The organism is Pseudomonas wenzhouensis, assembly GCF_021029445.1.
GTDB classification, from domain to species: domain Bacteria; phylum Pseudomonadota; class Gammaproteobacteria; order Pseudomonadales; family Pseudomonadaceae; genus Aquipseudomonas; species Aquipseudomonas wenzhouensis.
Window position 1 is genome coordinate 3,625,470 of the sequence record NZ_CP072610.1, and the last position, 17,265, is coordinate 3,642,734.

Annotated in this window: 11 protein-coding genes; 5 read left to right on the forward strand and 6 right to left on the reverse strand. The window is 63.5% G+C overall.

Annotated elements, in window-relative coordinates; all coding sequences use genetic code 11:
- The first annotated feature begins 3 nt into the window (after positions 1-3).
- The gene (gene dld, locus J7655_RS16795; protein ID WP_230925407.1) at positions 4-1,719 is read left to right on the forward strand and encodes a D-lactate dehydrogenase; all 1,716 of its coding nucleotides are present in this window, start codon (positions 4-6) and stop codon (positions 1,717-1,719) included.
- 126 nt (positions 1,720-1,845) lie between these two features.
- Here dld and clpB read toward each other — a convergent pair whose 3' ends face one another.
- The 4 genes from clpB to J7655_RS16815 form a co-directional block, all read right to left on the reverse strand.
- On the reverse strand, positions 1,846-4,410 hold the full coding sequence (gene clpB / locus J7655_RS16800; RefSeq protein ID WP_230925408.1) for an ATP-dependent chaperone ClpB: 2,565 nt from the start codon (positions 4,408-4,410) through the stop codon (positions 1,846-1,848).
- A 119-nt stretch (positions 4,411-4,529) separates the two neighbouring features.
- A complete protein-coding gene (locus J7655_RS16805) occupies positions 4,530-5,267 on the reverse strand; it encodes a nitroreductase family protein (RefSeq protein ID WP_230925409.1) in 738 nt (245 codons plus the stop codon).
- A 134-nt stretch (positions 5,268-5,401) separates the two neighbouring features.
- Positions 5,402-5,887 (reverse strand): glutathione peroxidase, encoded by a 486-nt coding sequence (locus tag J7655_RS16810; protein ID WP_072424280.1) that lies wholly within the window; start codon positions 5,885-5,887, stop codon positions 5,402-5,404.
- Positions 5,888-6,072: 185 nt separating this feature from the next.
- A complete protein-coding gene (locus J7655_RS16815; RefSeq protein ID WP_004424467.1) occupies positions 6,073-6,558 on the reverse strand; it encodes an FKBP-type peptidyl-prolyl cis-trans isomerase in 486 nt (161 codons plus the stop codon).
- 11 nt (positions 6,559-6,569) lie between these two features.
- On the opposite strand from J7655_RS16815, the gene J7655_RS16820 reads away from it, so the two are divergent.
- The 4 genes from J7655_RS16820 (at position 6,570) to J7655_RS16835 (ending at position 11,281) form a co-directional block, all read left to right on the forward strand.
- Positions 6,570-6,854 (forward strand): DUF3565 domain-containing protein, encoded by a 285-nt coding sequence (locus J7655_RS16820; protein ID WP_230925410.1) that lies wholly within the window; start codon positions 6,570-6,572, stop codon positions 6,852-6,854.
- Positions 6,855-8,039, forward strand: a complete 1,185-nt coding sequence (locus J7655_RS16825; protein WP_230925411.1) for an acetate kinase — start codon at positions 6,855-6,857, stop codon at positions 8,037-8,039.
- 9 nt (positions 8,040-8,048) lie between these two features.
- On the forward strand, positions 8,049-10,142 hold the full coding sequence (pta, locus tag J7655_RS16830; protein ID WP_230925412.1) for a phosphate acetyltransferase: 2,094 nt from the start codon (positions 8,049-8,051) through the stop codon (positions 10,140-10,142).
- Between the two features lie 242 nt (positions 10,143-10,384).
- A complete protein-coding gene (locus J7655_RS16835; RefSeq protein WP_230925413.1) occupies positions 10,385-11,281 on the forward strand; it encodes an acyltransferase in 897 nt (298 codons plus the stop codon).
- Between the two features lie 15 nt (positions 11,282-11,296).
- Here J7655_RS16835 and J7655_RS16840 read toward each other — a convergent pair whose 3' ends face one another.
- On the reverse strand, positions 11,297-13,444 hold the full coding sequence (locus J7655_RS16840; protein ID WP_230927748.1) for a putative bifunctional diguanylate cyclase/phosphodiesterase: 2,148 nt from the start codon (positions 13,442-13,444) through the stop codon (positions 11,297-11,299).
- A gap of 45 nt (positions 13,445-13,489) precedes the next feature.
- Positions 13,490-17,206, reverse strand: coding sequence for a response regulator (locus tag J7655_RS16845; protein WP_230925414.1), 3,717 nt, complete (start codon positions 17,204-17,206; stop codon positions 13,490-13,492).
- Between the last annotated feature and the right edge of the window lie 59 nt (positions 17,207-17,265).

Here is a 17,265-nt window from a genome sequence, read left to right on the forward strand (position 1 = left end):
CCCATGACTGCTGCCGCAACCACCGTCACCCGTGAAGCCCTGCTGGCGCAGATGCGCCAGATCGTCGGCAGCAGCCATGTACTGACCGACGATCACGCCACACGGCGCTTTCGCAAGGGCCACCGCACCGGTGAGGGCAATGTCCTGGCGGTGGTACGCCCAGGCTCGCTGCTGGAGCAGTGGCGCATCCTGCAGGCGGCGGTGGCGGCCGACCGCATCGTCATCATGCAGGCGGCCAACACCGGCCTGACCGGCGGCTCGACGCCCGATGGCGACGACTACGACCGCGAGATCGTGCTGATCAGCACCCTGCGCATCACCGGCGTACAACTGATCAACGATGGCCAGCAGGTGGTGTGCCTGCCGGGCGCGACCCTGGATCGCCTGGAACAGGCATTGGCGCCGCTGAATCGCGAACCGCATTCGGTGATCGGCTCATCCTGCATCGGCGCCTCGGTGCTCGGCGGCATCTGCAACAACTCTGGCGGTGCCCTGGTACGCCGTGGCCCGGCCTATACCGAGCTGGCGCTGTATGCGCAGGTGAAGGATGACGGCTCGCTGGAACTGGTCAACCACCTGGGAATCGAGCTGGGCGACACCCCGGAGGATATTCTTACCCGCCTGCAGAACGGCGATTACACGCCGCAGCAGGTGCGCAACGAGGAAACGGCCAAGGCATCCGACGCGCGCTACGGCGAGCATGTGCGCGATGTCGACGCCGACACCCCGGCGCGTTTCAATGCCGACCCCTCGCGTCTGTTCGAAGCCTCCGGTTCGGCCGGCAAGCTGTGCCTGTTCGCCGTGCGTCTGGATACCTTCCCGAAAGAGCCGAGTACGGTGTTCTACATTGGCAGCAACGATCCGCACGACCTCACTGAAGTGCGCCGCCACCTGCTGGCCAAGCTGCCACGCCTGCCGATTGCCGGTGAGTACATCCACCGCACGGCCTTCGATATCGGCGAGAAATACGGCAAGGACACCTTCCTGGTGATCGATAAATTCGGCACCGCCAAAGTGCCGGCCGCCTTCGCCATGAAAAGCCGGGTCGACGGTTTCTTCGAGCGCTTCGGCCTGCGCGGGGTGACCGACAAGGTGATCCAGGCACTGATGAACCTGCTGCCCAGCCACCTGCCGGCGCGCATGCGCGAGTATCGCGACCGCTACGAGCATCACCTGCTGGTGCGGGTATCGAACGACACGCTGGAGCAGACCCGTACCTTCCTCACCGAGTACTTCAGCGGCAGCGCCAGCGGCGCCTACTTCGAGTGTGACGCCGAGGAAGGGCGCAAGGCCTTCCTGCATCGCTTCGCCATCGCCGGCGCGGCGATTCGCTACCGCGAGGCGCACCGCAGCAGCGTCGAGGATATCCTCGCCCTGGATATCGCCCTGCGCCGCAACGACCGTGACTGGGTCGAAACGCTGCCGCAGGCGCTGGAAGACAGGATCATCCACAAGCTCTACTACGGGCACTTCTTCTGCCATGTGTTCCATCAGGACTACATCGTCAAGAAGGGCAATGACCCGCTCGCCATGGAACATGCCATGTGGAAGCTGCTGGACGAACGCCGCGCCGAGTACCCAGCCGAGCACAACGTCGGCCATCTCTACGTGGCCAAGCCGGCACTGGCGGGGTTTTACCGCGAGCTCGACCCGACCAACACCTTCAACCCCGGCATTGGCCATACCTCGAAGAAGAAGCATTGGGGTGGTTGCTGCTGAAACGCTGAAACCCCGTAGCACGGATGCAATCCGGAGCAACCTGACGCTGACTTCCCGGATTGCATCCGGGCTAAAACCGCAAAGGCCCGCCAATTTGGCGGGCCTTTGTTTTAACGCGACACTCGATCAGGCGAAGACGATTTCCTCACCTTCGACCTTGGCATGTACCACCGCCCCCGGCGCGAAGTCGCCCGCCAAGATGCGCTGCGCCAGCGGGTTCTCGATCCAGCGCTGAATCGCGCGCTTGAGCGGACGCGCGCCGTACACCGGGTCGTAACCGACGGCGATCAGCTTGTCGAGCGCCTCCGGGGTCAGCTCCAGGCTCAGTTCGCGCTCGGTCAGGCGAGCACGCAAACGGCCCATCTGGATCTCGGCAATGCCGGCGATCTGCTCGCGGCCCAGCGGCTCGAATACCACCACCTCGTCGATACGGTTGATGAACTCGGGACGGAAGTGGCTGCTCACCGCATCCATCACCGCCGCGCGCTGCGCTTCCTTGTCGCCCACCAGCTCCTGAATCTGCGCCGAACCGAGGTTGGAGGTCATCACGATCACGGTGTTCTTGAAGTCCACGGTGCGGCCATGGCTGTCGGTCAGACGGCCATCCTCCAGCACCTGCAGCAACACGTTGAACACGTCCGGATGCGCCTTTTCCACCTCGTCCATCAGCACCACCGAATACGGCTTGCGACGCACGGCCTCGGTCAGGTATCCCCCCTCTTCATAGCCGACATAACCGGGCGGTGCACCAATCAGGCGCGCCACGCTGTGCTTCTCCATGAACTCGGACATGTCGATACGCACCAGCGCCTCCTCGGTGTCGAAGAGGAACTCGGCCAGCGCCTTGCACAGCTCGGTCTTGCCCACCCCGGTCGGGCCGAGGAAGAGGAACGAGCCGCTCGGCCGGTTCGGGTCGGCCAAACCGGCACGCGAACGGCGCACGGCGTTGGAAACAGCGACCACCGCCTCGTTCTGGCCGATCACGCGCTGGTGCAGCAGGCCTTCCATCTTCAGCAGTTTCTCGCGCTCGCCTTCGAGCATCTTGCTCACCGGGATGCCCGTCCACTTGGACACGACCTCGGCAATTTCCTCATCGGTGACCTTGTTGCGCAGCAGCTGATTCTCGCTCTTGCCGTGCGCATCGACCATCTGCAGGCTGCGTTCCAGATCGGGGATGATGCCGTACTGCAGCTCGGCCATGCGGTTGAGATCACCCTTGCGCCGCGCGGCTTCCAGCTCGGTCTTGGCCTGTTCGATACGTTGCTGGATCTGCGCCGAACCTTGCACTTCGGCTTTCTCCGACTTCCAGATTTCCTCCAGGTCGGCGTATTCCTTCTCCAGCTTGGCGATATCCTCTTCCAGCTTGACCAGGCGTTTCTTGGTCGCCTCGTCGTCTTCCTTCTTCAGCGCCTCGCGCTCGATCTTCAACTGAATCAGACGGCGATCTAGACGGTCCAGCGCCTCGGGCTTGGAGTCGATCTCCATACGAATACGACTGGCGGCCTCGTCGATCAGGTCGATGGCCTTGTCCGGCAACTGGCGGTCGGTGATGTAGCGATGGCTGAGCTTGGCCGCCGCGATGATCGCGCCGTCGGTGATGGTCACGCCGTGGTGCACCTCGTAGCGCTCTTTCAGGCCACGCAGAATGGCGATGGTGTCTTCCTCGCCGGGTTCGTCCACCAGCACTTTCTGGAAACGGCGTTCCAGGGCAGCGTCCTTCTCGATGAACTGACGGTACTCGTCCAGCGTGGTGGCGCCAACGCAATGCAGCTCACCGCGAGCCAGGGCCGGCTTGAGCATGTTACCGGCATCCATGGCGCCCTCGGCCTTGCCGGCGCCGACCATGGTGTGCAGCTCGTCGATGAACAGGATGATGCGCCCTTCCTGCTTGGAAAGCTCGTTGAGCACCGCCTTCAGGCGCTCTTCGAACTCGCCACGGAATTTGGCGCCAGCAATCAGCGCGCCCATGTCCAGCGACAGCAGGCGCTTGTCTTTCAGACCATCGGGCACTTCGCCGTTGATGATGCGCTGGGCCAGGCCTTCGGCGATGGCGGTCTTGCCGACGCCAGGCTCGCCGATCAGCACCGGGTTGTTCTTGGTACGGCGCTGCAGCACCTGGATGGTGCGGCGAATCTCGTCGTCACGACCGATCACCGGGTCGAGCTTGCCTTCTTCGGCGCGCTTGGTCAGGTCGACGGTGTACTTGTCCAGCGCCTGGCGCGACTCCTCCACATTGGGATCGTTCACCGCCTGGCCGCCGCGCAGGTTGGCGATGGCGTTTTCCAGGGCCTTCTTGGAGACGCCCTGGCCGAGCAGCAACTTACCCAGCTTGGTGCTCTCGTCCATGGCGGCGAGCAGCACCAGCTCGCTGGAAATGAACTGGTCACCCTTCTGCTGCGCCAGGCGGTCGGCCTGGTTGAGCAGGCGTGCCAGATCCTGCGACAGGTTGATGTCGCCGGTGGGGTTCTGCAGTTTGCCGAGCTGATCCAGTTCGCGGGTCAGGCCCTGGCGCAGGCTGTTGATGTCGAAGCCGACCTGCATCAGCAACGGCTTGATCGAGCCGCCCTGCTGCTCGAGCAGCGCCTGCATCAGGTGCAGCGGTTCGATGGCAGCGTGATCCATGCCCACGGCCAAGGATTGGGCGTCGGAGAGTGCGAGTTGCAACTTGCTGGTCAAACGATCGATACGCATAAATGTCCTTCCTCCAGGATGGCGAGCCGGGACCACTTCCCCGAAAAAAGAAACTCGCTCAGATGCAGACTAGATAAGGACGATTACGCCGTATTCAAGAGACGGTGACTTGATCCAGATCAGCGCCAGATCACCTGCTGCTCCAGCGGGAAGCGCAAACGCGGGTTGTACACGCCCTTCTCGCCCTGCCGCCCGACGGCCAGCAGCATGATGGGGATGGCCTGGCGCGGGATATCCAGCACACGACGCAAACGCGGCTCGTCGAAGCCTTCCATCGGACAAGTGGCATAACCATGGCTCTGGAAGGCCAGCATCAGGTTCTGCGCCGCCAGCGCGGTGGATTTTACCGCCCACAGGCGCATGTCGGCCTTGCTGTTGGGCGTGCGCATCAGCGGCTTGCGCAACGCCATCAGCCGCACCAGCTGACGCTTGAACAGCCCCAACAGGCCCAGCGGCCCCTGGTTGTACTGAAACGGCGCAGTCTTACTGTAAAAGTGGCGGATGCGCGCCGGCACGTCGGCCTCGGGCCACTGTTCGATAATGTTCTGGCAGGCCTGGCGCCAGGTATCCGGACGCGCCAGCACGGCGATGATCAGCGGCGCACGGGCAGCGTTCTGGCTCATGCAGACTGGATGCAACTGCGCCAGCAGCGCCGCATCGCGAATCACCTGAAAGCTCCAGGGCTGCAGGTTGCAGGAATTGGGCGCCAGCACGGCCAGTTGCAGACAATCACGGATCACATCCTCGGGCACCGGCTCGGGCGTGAAGCGACGCACGGCGCGGCGACTTTCGATCAGCGCGCGCAACTCGGCCGGCGTGGCCATGGCAGGTAGTTGCTCGTTGGCAAAGCGGGTCATCGGCACACTCCTCGGCAAGTCGCCCGATTAAGCAAGCGGGCGACCACGCGAACAAGAGCAAAAGAGGAAATGGCCGTCAATTTGGCTGATTCGCCTCACCTGCTTCTCGGTTCGAGAACGCAGGTGTCAAACGCTTACAGGCCGAGGGCTTTCTCGATGGCCTGGATCAGTGCCGGATCGTCCGGTGTGGTACGCGGCGAAAAACGCGCCAGCACACGCCCGTCCTGGCCGACCAGAAACTTCTCGAAGTTCCAGGTGATATCGCCGGGAAATTCCGCGCCCTCGCCAGCCAGCAGACGATACAGCGGATGGCGACCGGGGCCGTTGACCTCCAGCTTGCTGCCCAGCGGGAAGCTCACGCCATAGTTGAGGCTACAGAACGAACGGATCTCGTCCTCGCTGCCCGGCTCCTGCCCGGCGAACTGGTTGCAGGGCACGCCGAGCACGGTGAAACCATTGCCCTTGTATTGCTGATAGAGCTTTTCCAGCCCGGCGTATTGAGGTGTCAGGCCGCATTTGGAGGCAACATTGACCACCAGCACTACCTGACCCTTGTAGGGCGCAAGCGGCAGCTCCTGACCGTCCAGCGCGCGTAGATTGAGATCGTGAAAGGCACTCATGACGAACTTCCTCGGCGAATCCAGTGCAACGGGCGCAAGGCCCGTCAACCTTCAAGGCGGCTGCGAATGAGCACGCCTGGATACATGAAAAAGGCGCCGTGAGGCGCCTTGATCGCAAGCTTGAGCTTAGCAGCGGTTGCTCCGTTCGGAACGACCGCAAGTCGCCTGACGGGCGACTCAGCCTGTTAGTGGTGGTGACCACCTTCGCCATGGATGTGACCATGAGCCACTTCTTCTTCGCTGGCGTCACGCACACCTACGACCTTGACCTTGAAGTTCAGGCGCTGGCCGGCCAGCGGGTGGTTGCCGTCGACGGTCACGTCGTCGCCATCGATGTCGCGGATGGTGACGATCTGCATGCTGCCGTCCGGGCCGGAAGCGTGGAACTGCATGCCCACTTCCAGGGTATCGACGCCTTCGAACATGGCGCGGCTCAGGGTGGCGACCAGCTCGGCGCTGTATTCGCCGTAGGCTTCTTCCGGCTCGACGGAAACGTCCAGCTCATCGCCGGTCTGCTTGCCGACCAGAGCCTTCTCCAGGCCAGCGATGATGTTGCCGGCACCATGCAGATACACCAGCGGCGCGCCGCCAGCGGAGCTGTCGATCACCTCACCGGCATCGTTGGTCAGGGTATAGTCGATGGAGACGGCCTTGTTGGCGGCGATCAGCATGGGGAGACCTTTTGCAAAAGAGAAATGAACGGTCAAGTTTAACCAAGGCCGCCCACGATTGCGACCCGAGCCCGGACAAACGGGCTGTGCGTATCGTTGATTTTCGTCAGGACGAGCACGGCGACTGGGTGGCAGTCTTGTCCTGTGGTCACACTCAGCATGTGCGCCACCGACCACCCTGGCAGAATCGGCCCTGGGTACTCGACCCCGAACAGCGCCAGGCCAGACTGGGCAGCCCCTTCGTCTGCGGCTGGTGTGCCGGGGAGCGGTCGCACGATGAATTCAAGGAAATCTAAATGCCTGCACGCAACATTCTGGTGATCAACTGCGGCAGTTCGTCGATCAAGTTCGCCTTGGTCAACGAAGCCCAGGAGCACTTCCCCCTCAGTGGCCTGGCCGAACGCCTGGGCAGCCCCGAAGCCATCCTGCACTGGCAGCAGGGTGATGAGCGCGACAGCCTGGTGATTGCCGGCGCCGACCATCGCCTGGCGCTGTCGCACCTGCTGCCTATCGTGCAGCGCGTCGCCGCTGGCGAACTGCATGGCATCGGCCATCGCGTGGTACACGGCGGCGAGTATTTCTCCGGGGCCACGCGCCTGGACACTATCAGCCTGCAGGCTATCCGCCAGGTCGCGCCGCTGGCGCCCCTGCACAACCCCGCCAACCTGCTGGGCATCGAAGCGGCGATGAAGCTATTTCCCGGCCTGATGCAGGTTGCCGTGTTCGATACCGCCTTCCACCAGAGTCTGCCCGAACACGCCTATCGCTACGCCTTACCGGCCGCGCTGTACCGTGAGCATGGTGTGCGCCGCTACGGTTTTCATGGCACCAGCCATCGCTACGTCAGCCAGCAAGCGGCACAGATGACCGGTCTGCCGCCAGAGGACAGCAGTTGGCTGGTGGCCCACCTGGGCAATGGCTGCTCGACCTGCGCCGTGGAGAACGGCCACAGCCGCGATACCAGCATGGGCCTGACCCCCCTGGAAGGCCTGGTGATGGGCACGCGCAGCGGTGACGTCGACCCCAACCTGCACAGCCACCTGGCGCGCACCCTGGGCTGGAGCCTGGAGCAGATCGACGCAATGCTCAACAAGGACAGCGGCCTGCTCGGCCTGTCCGGTCTGTCCAACGACATGCGCACCCTGGAACAGGCCTGCGAACAGGGCCACGCCGGCGCCACGCTGGCCATCGAGGTGTTCTGCTACCGCTTGGCCAAGTCGCTGGCGGCGATGAGTTGTGCGCTGCGCCGGCTCGACGGCCTGATCTTCACCGGCGGTATTGGCGAGAACTCGGCGCTGATCCGCAGCAAGACGCTCGACCACCTCGGCCTGGTCGGCTTTACCCTCGACCCTGCGGCCAATGCGCGCTGCATTCGTGGCGTCGGCGGGCCGATCCAGGCAGCGCACGGCCCACGGATACTGGTGGTGCCAACCAACGAAGAGCGGCAGATCGCCCTCGATACCCTTGCCCTGCTCGACTGAGGCCTTTACATGCATACCTTCTTCATCGCCCCCACCGGTTTCGGTGTCGGCCTTACCTCCATCAGCCTCGGCCTGGTCGGTGCGCTGGAGCGCAGCGGTCTCAAGGTCGGCTTCTTCAAGCCCATCGCCCAGCCGCATGCCGGCGACCTCGGCCCGGAGCGCTCCAGCGAACTGATCGCCCGCACCCACGGTCTGCACTCGCCCAAGCCGCTGCCGCTGAGCCATGTCGAGCGCATGCTCGGCGACGGCCAACTGGATGAATTGCTGGAAGAGATCATCAGCCTCTATCAGCAGGCCGCCGTCGACAAGGACGTGGTCATCGTCGAAGGCATGGTGCCAACGCGCCACGCCAGCTACGCCGCGCGGGTCAACTTCCACCTGGCCAAGAGCCTGGATGCCGACGTGATTCTGGTCAGCGCACCGGAGGATGAGAGCCTCACCGAGCTGTCGGATCGTATCGAGATCCAGGCGCAGCTGTTCGGCGGCCCGAAGGATCCCAAGGTACTCGGCGTGATCCTCAACAAGGTGCGCAGCGAAGACGGCATCGAGGCCTTCGCCGAACGCCTGCAGGAGTTCTCACCCTTGCTCAAGACCGAGGACTTCCGCCTGCTCGGCTGCATTCCCTGGCAGGACGAGCTGAATGCGCCGCGCACCAAGGACATTGCCGAGCTGCTCGGCGCACGCATCCTCAATGCCGGCGACTACGAACAGCGGCGCATGCTGAAGATCGTGCTCTGTGCCCGCGCCGTGGCCAACAGCGTGCAGTTGCTCAAGCCCGGCACCCTGGTGGTGACACCCGGGGACCGCGACGACATCATCCTCTCCGCCAGCCTGGCGGCGATGAATGGCGTGCCGCTGGCCGGTCTGCTGCTGTGCAGCGACTTCGCTCCTGATCCGCGCATCATGGAACTGTGCCAGGGTGCCCTGGCCAGTGGCCTGCCGGTGATGACCGTCAGCACCGGCTCCTACGACACCGCCACCCACCTCAACCGCCTGAACAAGGAAATCCCGCTGGATGACCGTGAACGCGCGGAAAAGGTTGCCGACTTCGTCGCCGGGCATATCGATCACGACTGGCTGACCACCCGCTGCGGCACGCCCCGCGAGCTGCGCATGTCGCCACCGGCGTTCCGTTACCAACTGGTGCAACGGGCCAAGGCAGCGGCCAAGCGCATTGTCCTGCCCGAGGGCAGCGAACCGCGCACTGTACAGGCGGCCGCCATCTGCCAGGCACGCGGCATCGCCCGCTGCGTGCTGCTGGCCAAACCGCAAGAGGTACAGGCAGTCGCCCGCGCGCAAGGTATCGAGCTGCCGGAAGGTCTGGAGATTCTCGACCCGGACCTGATTCGCGGTCGCTACATCGAGCCGATGGTCGAACTGCGCAAGGGCAAGGGCCTCAATGCGCCGATGGCCGAAGCGCAGCTGGAAGACACCGTGGTACTCGGCACCATGATGCTGGCACTGGACGAAGTGGACGGCCTGGTCTCCGGCGCCATCCACACCACCGCCAACACCATTCGCCCAGCCCTGCAACTGATCAAGACCGCACCGGGCTACAACCTGGTGTCCTCGGTGTTCTTCATGCTGCTGCCGGACCAGGTGCTGGTGTATGGCGACTGCGCGGTGAACCCGGACCCGAACGCCGAGCAACTGGCGGAGATCGCCCTGCAGAGCGCCAGCTCGGCACAGGCCTTCGGCATCGCCCCGCGTGTGGCCATGCTCAGCTACTCCACCGGCGACTCCGGCAGTGGCGAGGAAGTGGAAAAAGTGCGCGCCGCCACTCGTCTGGCCCGGGAAAAACGCCCGGATCTGCCACTCGATGGCCCCCTGCAGTACGACGCCGCCGCCATCGAAAGCGTCGGCCGGCAGAAGGCGCCGAACAGCCCGGTGGCCGGCCGCGCCACGGTGTTCGTGTTCCCTGACCTGAACACCGGCAACACCACCTACAAGGCCGTGCAGCGCAGCGCCGACTGCATCAGCGTCGGCCCGATGCTGCAGGGGCTGCGCAAGCCGGTAAACGATCTGTCACGCGGGGCGTTGGTCGACGATATCGTCTTCACCATCGCGCTGACGGCGATTCAGGCGGCCAACCTGCCGAACTGAAGCGCCTGCCGGGTGCGCCGTGGCACACAGGCGTTGCCTACGGTGCGCTCGGCGCGCCACACCATGGCACCCACTGGTCATGGCTGGCACTTGCAGGTCAGTGCACATTCGTTAACCTTGGCGCCGAACCCGCTCGCAGCACGGAACGCCGCAGCACTTTCGACCGATACGGGGCGCAGAGAACGCCCCCATTCTCAGGCTGCCCAACGGGCGTATAGCCTGCTTACGGAGGCTTTCGCCCGATGCTGCACTTTCTTCCCGCGCCGCTGCGCGGCCTGATCGCAAGCCTGCTGCTGGCGCTGAACACCCTGTTCTGGTGCTGGCCGCTGTTCTTCGTCGCCCTGCTCAAACTGCTATTGCCCTTCGCGCCGATACAACGGGCGCTGCGCTTCGTCATGCATGGCATCGCGGAAAGCTGGATCGGCGTGAACAAATTCTGGGTGCGCCTGGTGGGTCGTATCAACTGGCAGGTTCAGGGGCTTGAGCACTTCGATACCCGCCACTCCTACCTGGTCACCAGCAACCACCAGAGCTGGGTGGACATTCTGGTGCTGCAGTACCTGCTCAACCGACGCATGCCACTGCTGAAATTCTTCCTCAAGCAGGAGTTGATCTGGGTGCCGGTGATCGGCCTGTGCTGGTGGGCGCTGGAGTTTCCCTTCATGAAGCGCTTCAGCAAGGAGTACCTGGCCAAGCACCCGGAAAAACGTGGGCAGGATCTGGCCACCACACGCAAGGCCTGTGCACGCTACAAGAGCAATCCGGTGGCGGTGTTCAACTTCCTCGAAGGCACGCGCCTGACGCCGGCCAAACATGCCCAGCAACAGTCGCCGTTCAAGCATTTGCTCAAGCCCAAGGCTGGCGGTATCGCCTTCGTGCTCGACGCCATGGGTGAACAGCTGAACGCCATCGTCAACGTCACCATCCACTACCCCCATGGCGTACCCGGTTTCTGGGATCTGCTCTGTGGGCGCCTGGATGCCGTGCAGGTGAACTTCAGACAGGTCGATATCCCCCGCGAGTTCATCGGCCGCAACTACGACCAGGACGATGACTACCGCCTGGCTTTCCAGCAGTGGGTCAACCGTCTGTGGGAAGAGAAGGACGCCGAACTCGCGGCTTTGCATCAGCAAGCCTAAAGCGCCTGCGGCGCTTCAGGGGCTGCGCGGCTGGGGCAACGTACTCCAATCCAGTTGCGCCGGCATCTGCATGGCCGTGCTGGCGGGCACCCCTGGCGCTACCAGAAAGCCCTGCATGATGTTGCAGTGATGGCGCGTCAACCACTCGCGCTGCGCCTGGGTTTCAACGCCTTCGGCGATAACCTCCAGGCCCAGATGACGCCCGAGATCGATGATGGTGCTGACCACCGCCGCGTCGCGCGGTGAGTCGAGCATGTTAGCAATGAACAGGCGGTCGATCTTCAGCGTATCCAGCTCGAAATGACGCAGATACGCCAGTGACGAGTAGCCAGTGCCGAAGTCGTCAATGGCGATCTTCACCCCCAGCTCGCGCAGATGACGCAACTGCGCCTGGGTCAGCTCCAGATCCTGCATCAGCGCACTCTCGGTCACCTCCACCTCCAACTGACCGGGCTGAAGGCCGTGGGCGTCGAGTACGCGCTGCAGATCGGCGACCAACTGCGGCATGCCGAACTGCACCGGGCTGACATTGATGCTGAGCACCATGTCTGCGCCGAACTGCTGCCGGAACGCGGCCAGCTGCATGGCTCCCTCGCGGAAAATCCAGTCAGCGAGGCGGTTGATCAGGCGGGTTTCTTCGAGCAACGGAATGAACACGTTCGGCGCGACGATGCCGGCAACGCGGTGCTGCCAGCGCAGCAGTACCTCGAAACCACGCAGGCGCCCCGTGCCCAGGTGGAACTGCGGTTGGTAGACCAGCACGAAGTCATCGTTCTCGATGGCATGGCGCAGGCTTTCTTCGAGCATCAGCCTCGAGCGCGCACGGCCGTTCATCTCTTGCGAGAAGAAGCGGTATTGCTGGCGACCGGCGCGCTTGGCTTCATACATCGCCATGTCGGCGGCACGCAGCAAGCCTTCGACGCTTTGCCCGCACTCGGGAAAGCAGGCAATACCCACACTGGCACCGAGGGTAAAATCCACGCCATCGAGGGTGTGGCGTACCGAGACCAGTTCGATCAGTTTTTCCGCAACCTTGGCGGCATCCTCGGGATGGTTGAGATTGTCCAGCAGCGCGGTGAACTCATCGCCGCCGATGCGTGCCAGGCTGTCATAGGGGCGCAGGCAGGCCTTGAGCTGTTCGCCGACGCGGCGCAGCAACTGATCGCCGACATCATGGCCGAGCGAGTCGTTGATGCGTTTGAAGCCATCGAGATCCAGATACAGCACCGCCACGCGCTGACCGCTGCGTTCGATGCGCGCCAGTGACGACTCCAGAGCGCGATGAAAGCCACGACGATTGAGCAGGCCGGTCAGCGCATCGGTAACGGCTTGCGACTCCAGTTGCGCGTGCAGGTTGCGCACCACCGACATGTCCAGGGCGATCACCACCATGGCGTGCTGTTGTCGCGGCAGCGGCGAGCAGGACAGCGCTACCGGCAGACAGCCGCCCTTGAGGGTACGCATCATCGCCTCATGTACGCGATAGGTCGCGCCGCGCCTGAAGTGCAGGTAGAACTCGGAGTGCAGCCAACCGTCTGCGCAAAGAGGATTGTCGAGAAACGCGAGCAGCTCGGCGCCCTCCATATCGCTCACGTCACCCTCGAGCATCTGCGCCATGGCAGGGTTGGCGTACTGGATACGCCCGTCCTCGCCCACCACCAGAATGCCCTCGGCAGCGTTGGCCAACACCGAGGCGTTGAAGGCTCTGGCACTTTCTAGCTGCAAGGTCAGCGCCTGCAGTTCAAAGCGATTGTGCTCGTGCTCCAGCAGGCTTTGAATCTTGTGCCGCAGCACGCTGGGATCGAAGGGTTTGAGTACGAAATCCACAGCCCCGGTGCTGTAACCGCGCAGCACCGCGTCGTGGGTCTGGGCGATGGCAGACACGAAGATGATCGGCGTCAGCCGCGTGTGCGGATTGCCGCGCATCAGCCGGGCGACCTCGAAGCCATCCATGCCCGGCATCTGTACATCGAGCAACACCAGCCCGACATCCTCTTCGAGCAGGCAGCGCAGGGCCTGCTCGCCGGAACTGGCGCACCGCAGTTGCCACTCGCCATCCTCGAGCAGCGCCTGCATGGCCTCGAGGTTTTCCATACGATCATCGACCACCAGCAGCACCTGCTTGGCGGGTAAGGCGGCGGTCTTGCTCTGCGCCTGGGCCATCGTCATCCCCCTGTCCATCTGCCCTTGCCTCAGTTACTCCTGCGTTCAGGTTAGTCGATTACCCGACGAAGGCACGGGCGGCATGCCCAGCCAGCGCTCCAGCAGCGCCAGCAGCTCATCACGCTTGATCGGTTTGGCCATGTAGTCATCAGCACCGGCGGTGATGCACTTCTCGCGGTCCCCCTTCATCGCATGCGCAGTAAGCGCAATGATCGGGATCGTACAGCCATGCTCCTGCTTGAGCAGCCGCGTGGCCGTGTAGCCATCCATGTTGGGCATGGCCATGTCCATCAGGATCAGGTCGAAGGGGTCGCGCTGGTAGCTGGCAATGGCTTCGAGGCCATCACCGGCGGAGCTGATGTGCAGCCCCACTTCATCGAGCAGTGCCGTCAGCGCATAGACGTTACGCACATCGTCATCCACCAGCAGAATGCGTTTACCCTCAAACGGGCCGGATAACCCACGAGCCGCCTGTGGCGCCCGCACGTCGACGAGAAAGCCCTGCACCGCCTGGCACAACGCATCGGTATCGTCGCCATGCTTGCGCACCACCACGGCGCTGTAGCGCCGCAGCCGTTGCAGGGTCTGCTGGGTAACGTCAACCCCGGTATTGATCACCACACGCACACCCTGCAGCGAACGTATCTGATTGAGGGTGTCGAGCAGGGCGAAACCGTCCTGATCCGGCAGGTCGAGATCGATCACCAGCGCGCAGAACCGGCCCTGCGCATAGGCTGCGCGTGCCTGCTCGCCGTCGGCGCAGGCGACCACCTGAAAACCCAGCGCGGCCAGTTGCGCGCGATAGTGCTCACGCTCCACCTCGACATCTTCGACCAGCAACACGGTCTGCTCCTGCTGCGTGCCTTGCTGCAGCTCGAAGAACACCTGCTCCAGCTCATCGCGGCCGATGGGTTTGACCAGATAGCGCGTGCCGTCATCGTTCCAGCCTGCCGGCTGCGGCACGCAGGAAATGATATGCACCGGCGTATGCCGATGCGCTGGCTGGGCACGCAAACGGCGAAACAGCTGCCAACCACTGAGGTCAGGCAAGAGGATGTCGAGGATCACCGCATGGAACGACTCCTGTTGCAACAGCCCCAATGCCTGCTGCCCGGTACGACAATGCACGCTGGAGAAACCATGGGCGTGGGCCTCCTCGGCGATCACGGTCGCGAAATTGGCGTCATCCTCGATGATCAGCAACGGCGGCCCCTCGCCAGCCCGCTGCGGCCCTTCGGCAGGCGTCTCGAGACTGAGCGAGGCGACCTGCGCCGGTAACCTGACCGTAAAGGTCGAGCCCTGCCCTGGCGCGCTTTGCAGGCTGATGTCCCCCTCCAGAGCCAGCACCAGTTGCCGGGTGATGGCCAGCCCCAGCCCGGTACCGCCAAACCGCCGGCTGGTGGAGCCGTCGATATGCTGAAAGGCGTGAAAGACCTGTTCGTGCTGCGCCGGGTCAATACCGATACCGCTGTCGCGCACGCTGAAACAGAGCAGTTCGCGCCCATCCACCTGCGCCCCCTGACTGCTGACCGTGAGAGTGACTTCGCCCCGGTCGGTAAACTTCAGCGCGTTGGACAACAGGTTGCGCAGGATCTGATGCAGACGCACGCGATCGCTGTGGATGACGCGCGGCACCCCCGCCTCCAGCTCGGTATGCAGGCGCAGCCCCTTGAGCTCGGCCATCGGCCGCAGGCTGGCATCGAGCTCCACCAGCACATCCTGCATGTTGATCGGTTCGAGCTTGAGCTGCATTCGCCCGGACTCGACCTTGGCCAGGTCGAGCACATCGTTGATCAGTTGCAGCAGATCACCACCGGCGCGGTGCACGATATCGGCATGCTTGGCCTGTTTCTCGGTGAGATTACCGGCCAGATTCTGGCGCAGCTGATCGCTGAGTATCAGGATGCTGTTGAGCGGCGTGCGCAGCTCATGGGACATATTGGCGAGGAATTCGGACTTGTAACGGTTGGCCAGCAGCAGTTGCTCGGCCTGTTCGCGCAGCTTGTGCTCAGCGGCCCTGCGCTCGCTGATGTCGATGATCACCGCCTGCACCAGCGTCTCGCTGCCTGTACGTATCGGCGACAGCCCCACTTCCAGGGGAATCATGTGGCCTTCGCGGTGCTGCCCGAACAACTCGCGATTACCGCCCATGCGCCGCGGTTCCGGGAGCGCCTGGTAACCGCGACGCAGCGCCACGTGACCGCCGCGCTGCGCTGCGGGCAGGAGCATTTCTACCGGCTCACCGAGCAGTATCTGCCGCTCGTAGCCGAAGAGCAGCTCGGTCTGCCGGTTGACCATGGCAATACGCCCCTGACCATCGACCAGCACGATGGCATTGGGCGAAGCCTCGACCACCAGGCGGAAACGCTCCTCGGCCACCTTGCGGGCACGCAGGTCGACCAGGTTGATCAGGTAACTGCTGCCTTCGTGCAGCGGGTTGAGACTGATACTGACCGGAATCGACTCGCCGCGCAGCGTACGCACGGTACGCTCGTCACCTTCAGCCAGTTGCGCCTGCAGCTCATGCGGCGACGCGATGTCTGGCAGCACACGCTGCACGGTTTCCCCTGGCAAGGCATTAAGCGGACAGTCGAACAGTTCGGCGGCACTGCGGTTGGCCATCTCGATACGGCCCCTGGCATCACACAGCACGGTGGCAACCGGCAGACGCTCGACCAGCAGGCGAAAGCGCTCTTCACGCTCGCTCAAGGCGGCAGCGGCACGCTCGGTGAGCTGTAACTTGCGCTCGCGCTGGTAAAGGAAGCCACCGACCAGCATCGACAGCAAAAGCGTCGCGAGCAGACCGGCCCAGAGCCCGAATGAACCGGTGCGATCAACCAGATTGCGCTCGTATTCGGGCGTCCCGATGACCTCGAGCGTCCAACTGCGCCCATACAGCGACAAGGTCTGCTGGCTGCGAAAAAGCGGACGCCAACCATTGGCCAGTGCCTCACCGCTGAGCAGTTGCAGATCACTTGCCTGCATGTCCTGCAGGATGATGTCGAACAGCCGCGTCTGCGCACCAAGAATGCCATCCATCAAGTCCTGGCTGCGGAATGCGCCGTGCACCATCCCCAATAGCGCCGCCTGGCGCTGCTCGAGGGTGTTGATGGGCAGCCCCGGGCGGAACACGGGCAAGTACAGCAGCACGCCTGACTGCACATTGACGTCCACCTCCTGGCGTAACACCAACGGCCTGCTCAAACTGGCGTCACCGGTTTCCAGGCTGCGCTCGATGGCAGCGCGCCGTACCGCATCACTGAGCATGTCGAAGCCGAGCACACGCCGGTTGCGCCAGTCCAGCGGGCTGACGTAATCGATGGGCAGATAATGCTCTCGCTCGCCGGGAGGGAAAATCTGGTAATCGAGCCGCCCCTCGGCCTTCACCTCAGCCGCGAAGTCAGCGAGCTGCTCCGGCTGCAGATAACGCGACCAGGCAACAGCCTGAATACCCGGATAACGATCCTGCAATTGCAACTGGTCGAGCGCACGGCCCCACTCACTTTGCGAAACCTGGTCACTGCCAATCATCAGGCCGGATACGCCACGCAACACCATTTCATAGGTGCGCATGCGGGCCAGCACCCGCTGGCCGATCTCCTGCGATTCCAGCTGAAAACGTCTCTGGCTTTCCTCCTGCTCCAGCACTTGCAGGGAGTTCCATTGCCAGAAGATCAACCCACCCAACCCTAGCAGCAAGGCAATCGCGACCAGCAGTGGCGTCCAGGGCCGCGGTGGCCGTGCGACAGCTCTGTCGTCCATTCGCTCTCCTTCGGTCATCCAGAACCAACGCGCACGAGTCATCCGCACGCGGACTTCAC

Bases quoted from the DNA above. Each gene is read 5' to 3' on its own strand.
- dld (WP_230925407.1), top strand. From the start codon at position 4: ATGACTGCTGCCGCAACCACCGTCACCCGTGAAGCCCTGCTGGCGCAG.
- J7655_RS16805 (WP_230925409.1), bottom strand. From the start codon at position 5,267: ATGACCCGCTTTGCCAACGAGCAACTACCTGCCATGGCCACGCCGGCC.
- J7655_RS16825 (WP_230925411.1), top strand. From the start codon at position 6,855: ATGCCTGCACGCAACATTCTGGTGATCAACTGCGGCAGTTCGTCGATC.
- pta (WP_230925412.1), top strand. From the start codon at position 8,049: ATGCATACCTTCTTCATCGCCCCCACCGGTTTCGGTGTCGGCCTTACC.
- J7655_RS16835 (WP_230925413.1), top strand. From the start codon at position 10,385: ATGCTGCACTTTCTTCCCGCGCCGCTGCGCGGCCTGATCGCAAGCCTG.
- J7655_RS16815 (WP_004424467.1), bottom strand. From the start codon at position 6,558: ATGCTGATCGCCGCCAACAAGGCCGTCTCCATCGACTATACCCTGACC.
- J7655_RS16810 (WP_072424280.1), bottom strand. From the start codon at position 5,887: ATGAGTGCCTTTCACGATCTCAATCTACGCGCGCTGGACGGTCAGGAG.
- J7655_RS16845 (WP_230925414.1), bottom strand. From the start codon at position 17,206: ATGGACGACAGAGCTGTCGCACGGCCACCGCGGCCCTGGACGCCACTG.
- J7655_RS16840 (WP_230927748.1), bottom strand. From the start codon at position 13,444: ATGGCCCAGGCGCAGAGCAAGACCGCCGCCTTACCCGCCAAGCAGGTG.
- clpB (WP_230925408.1), bottom strand. From the start codon at position 4,410: ATGCGTATCGATCGTTTGACCAGCAAGTTGCAACTCGCACTCTCCGAC.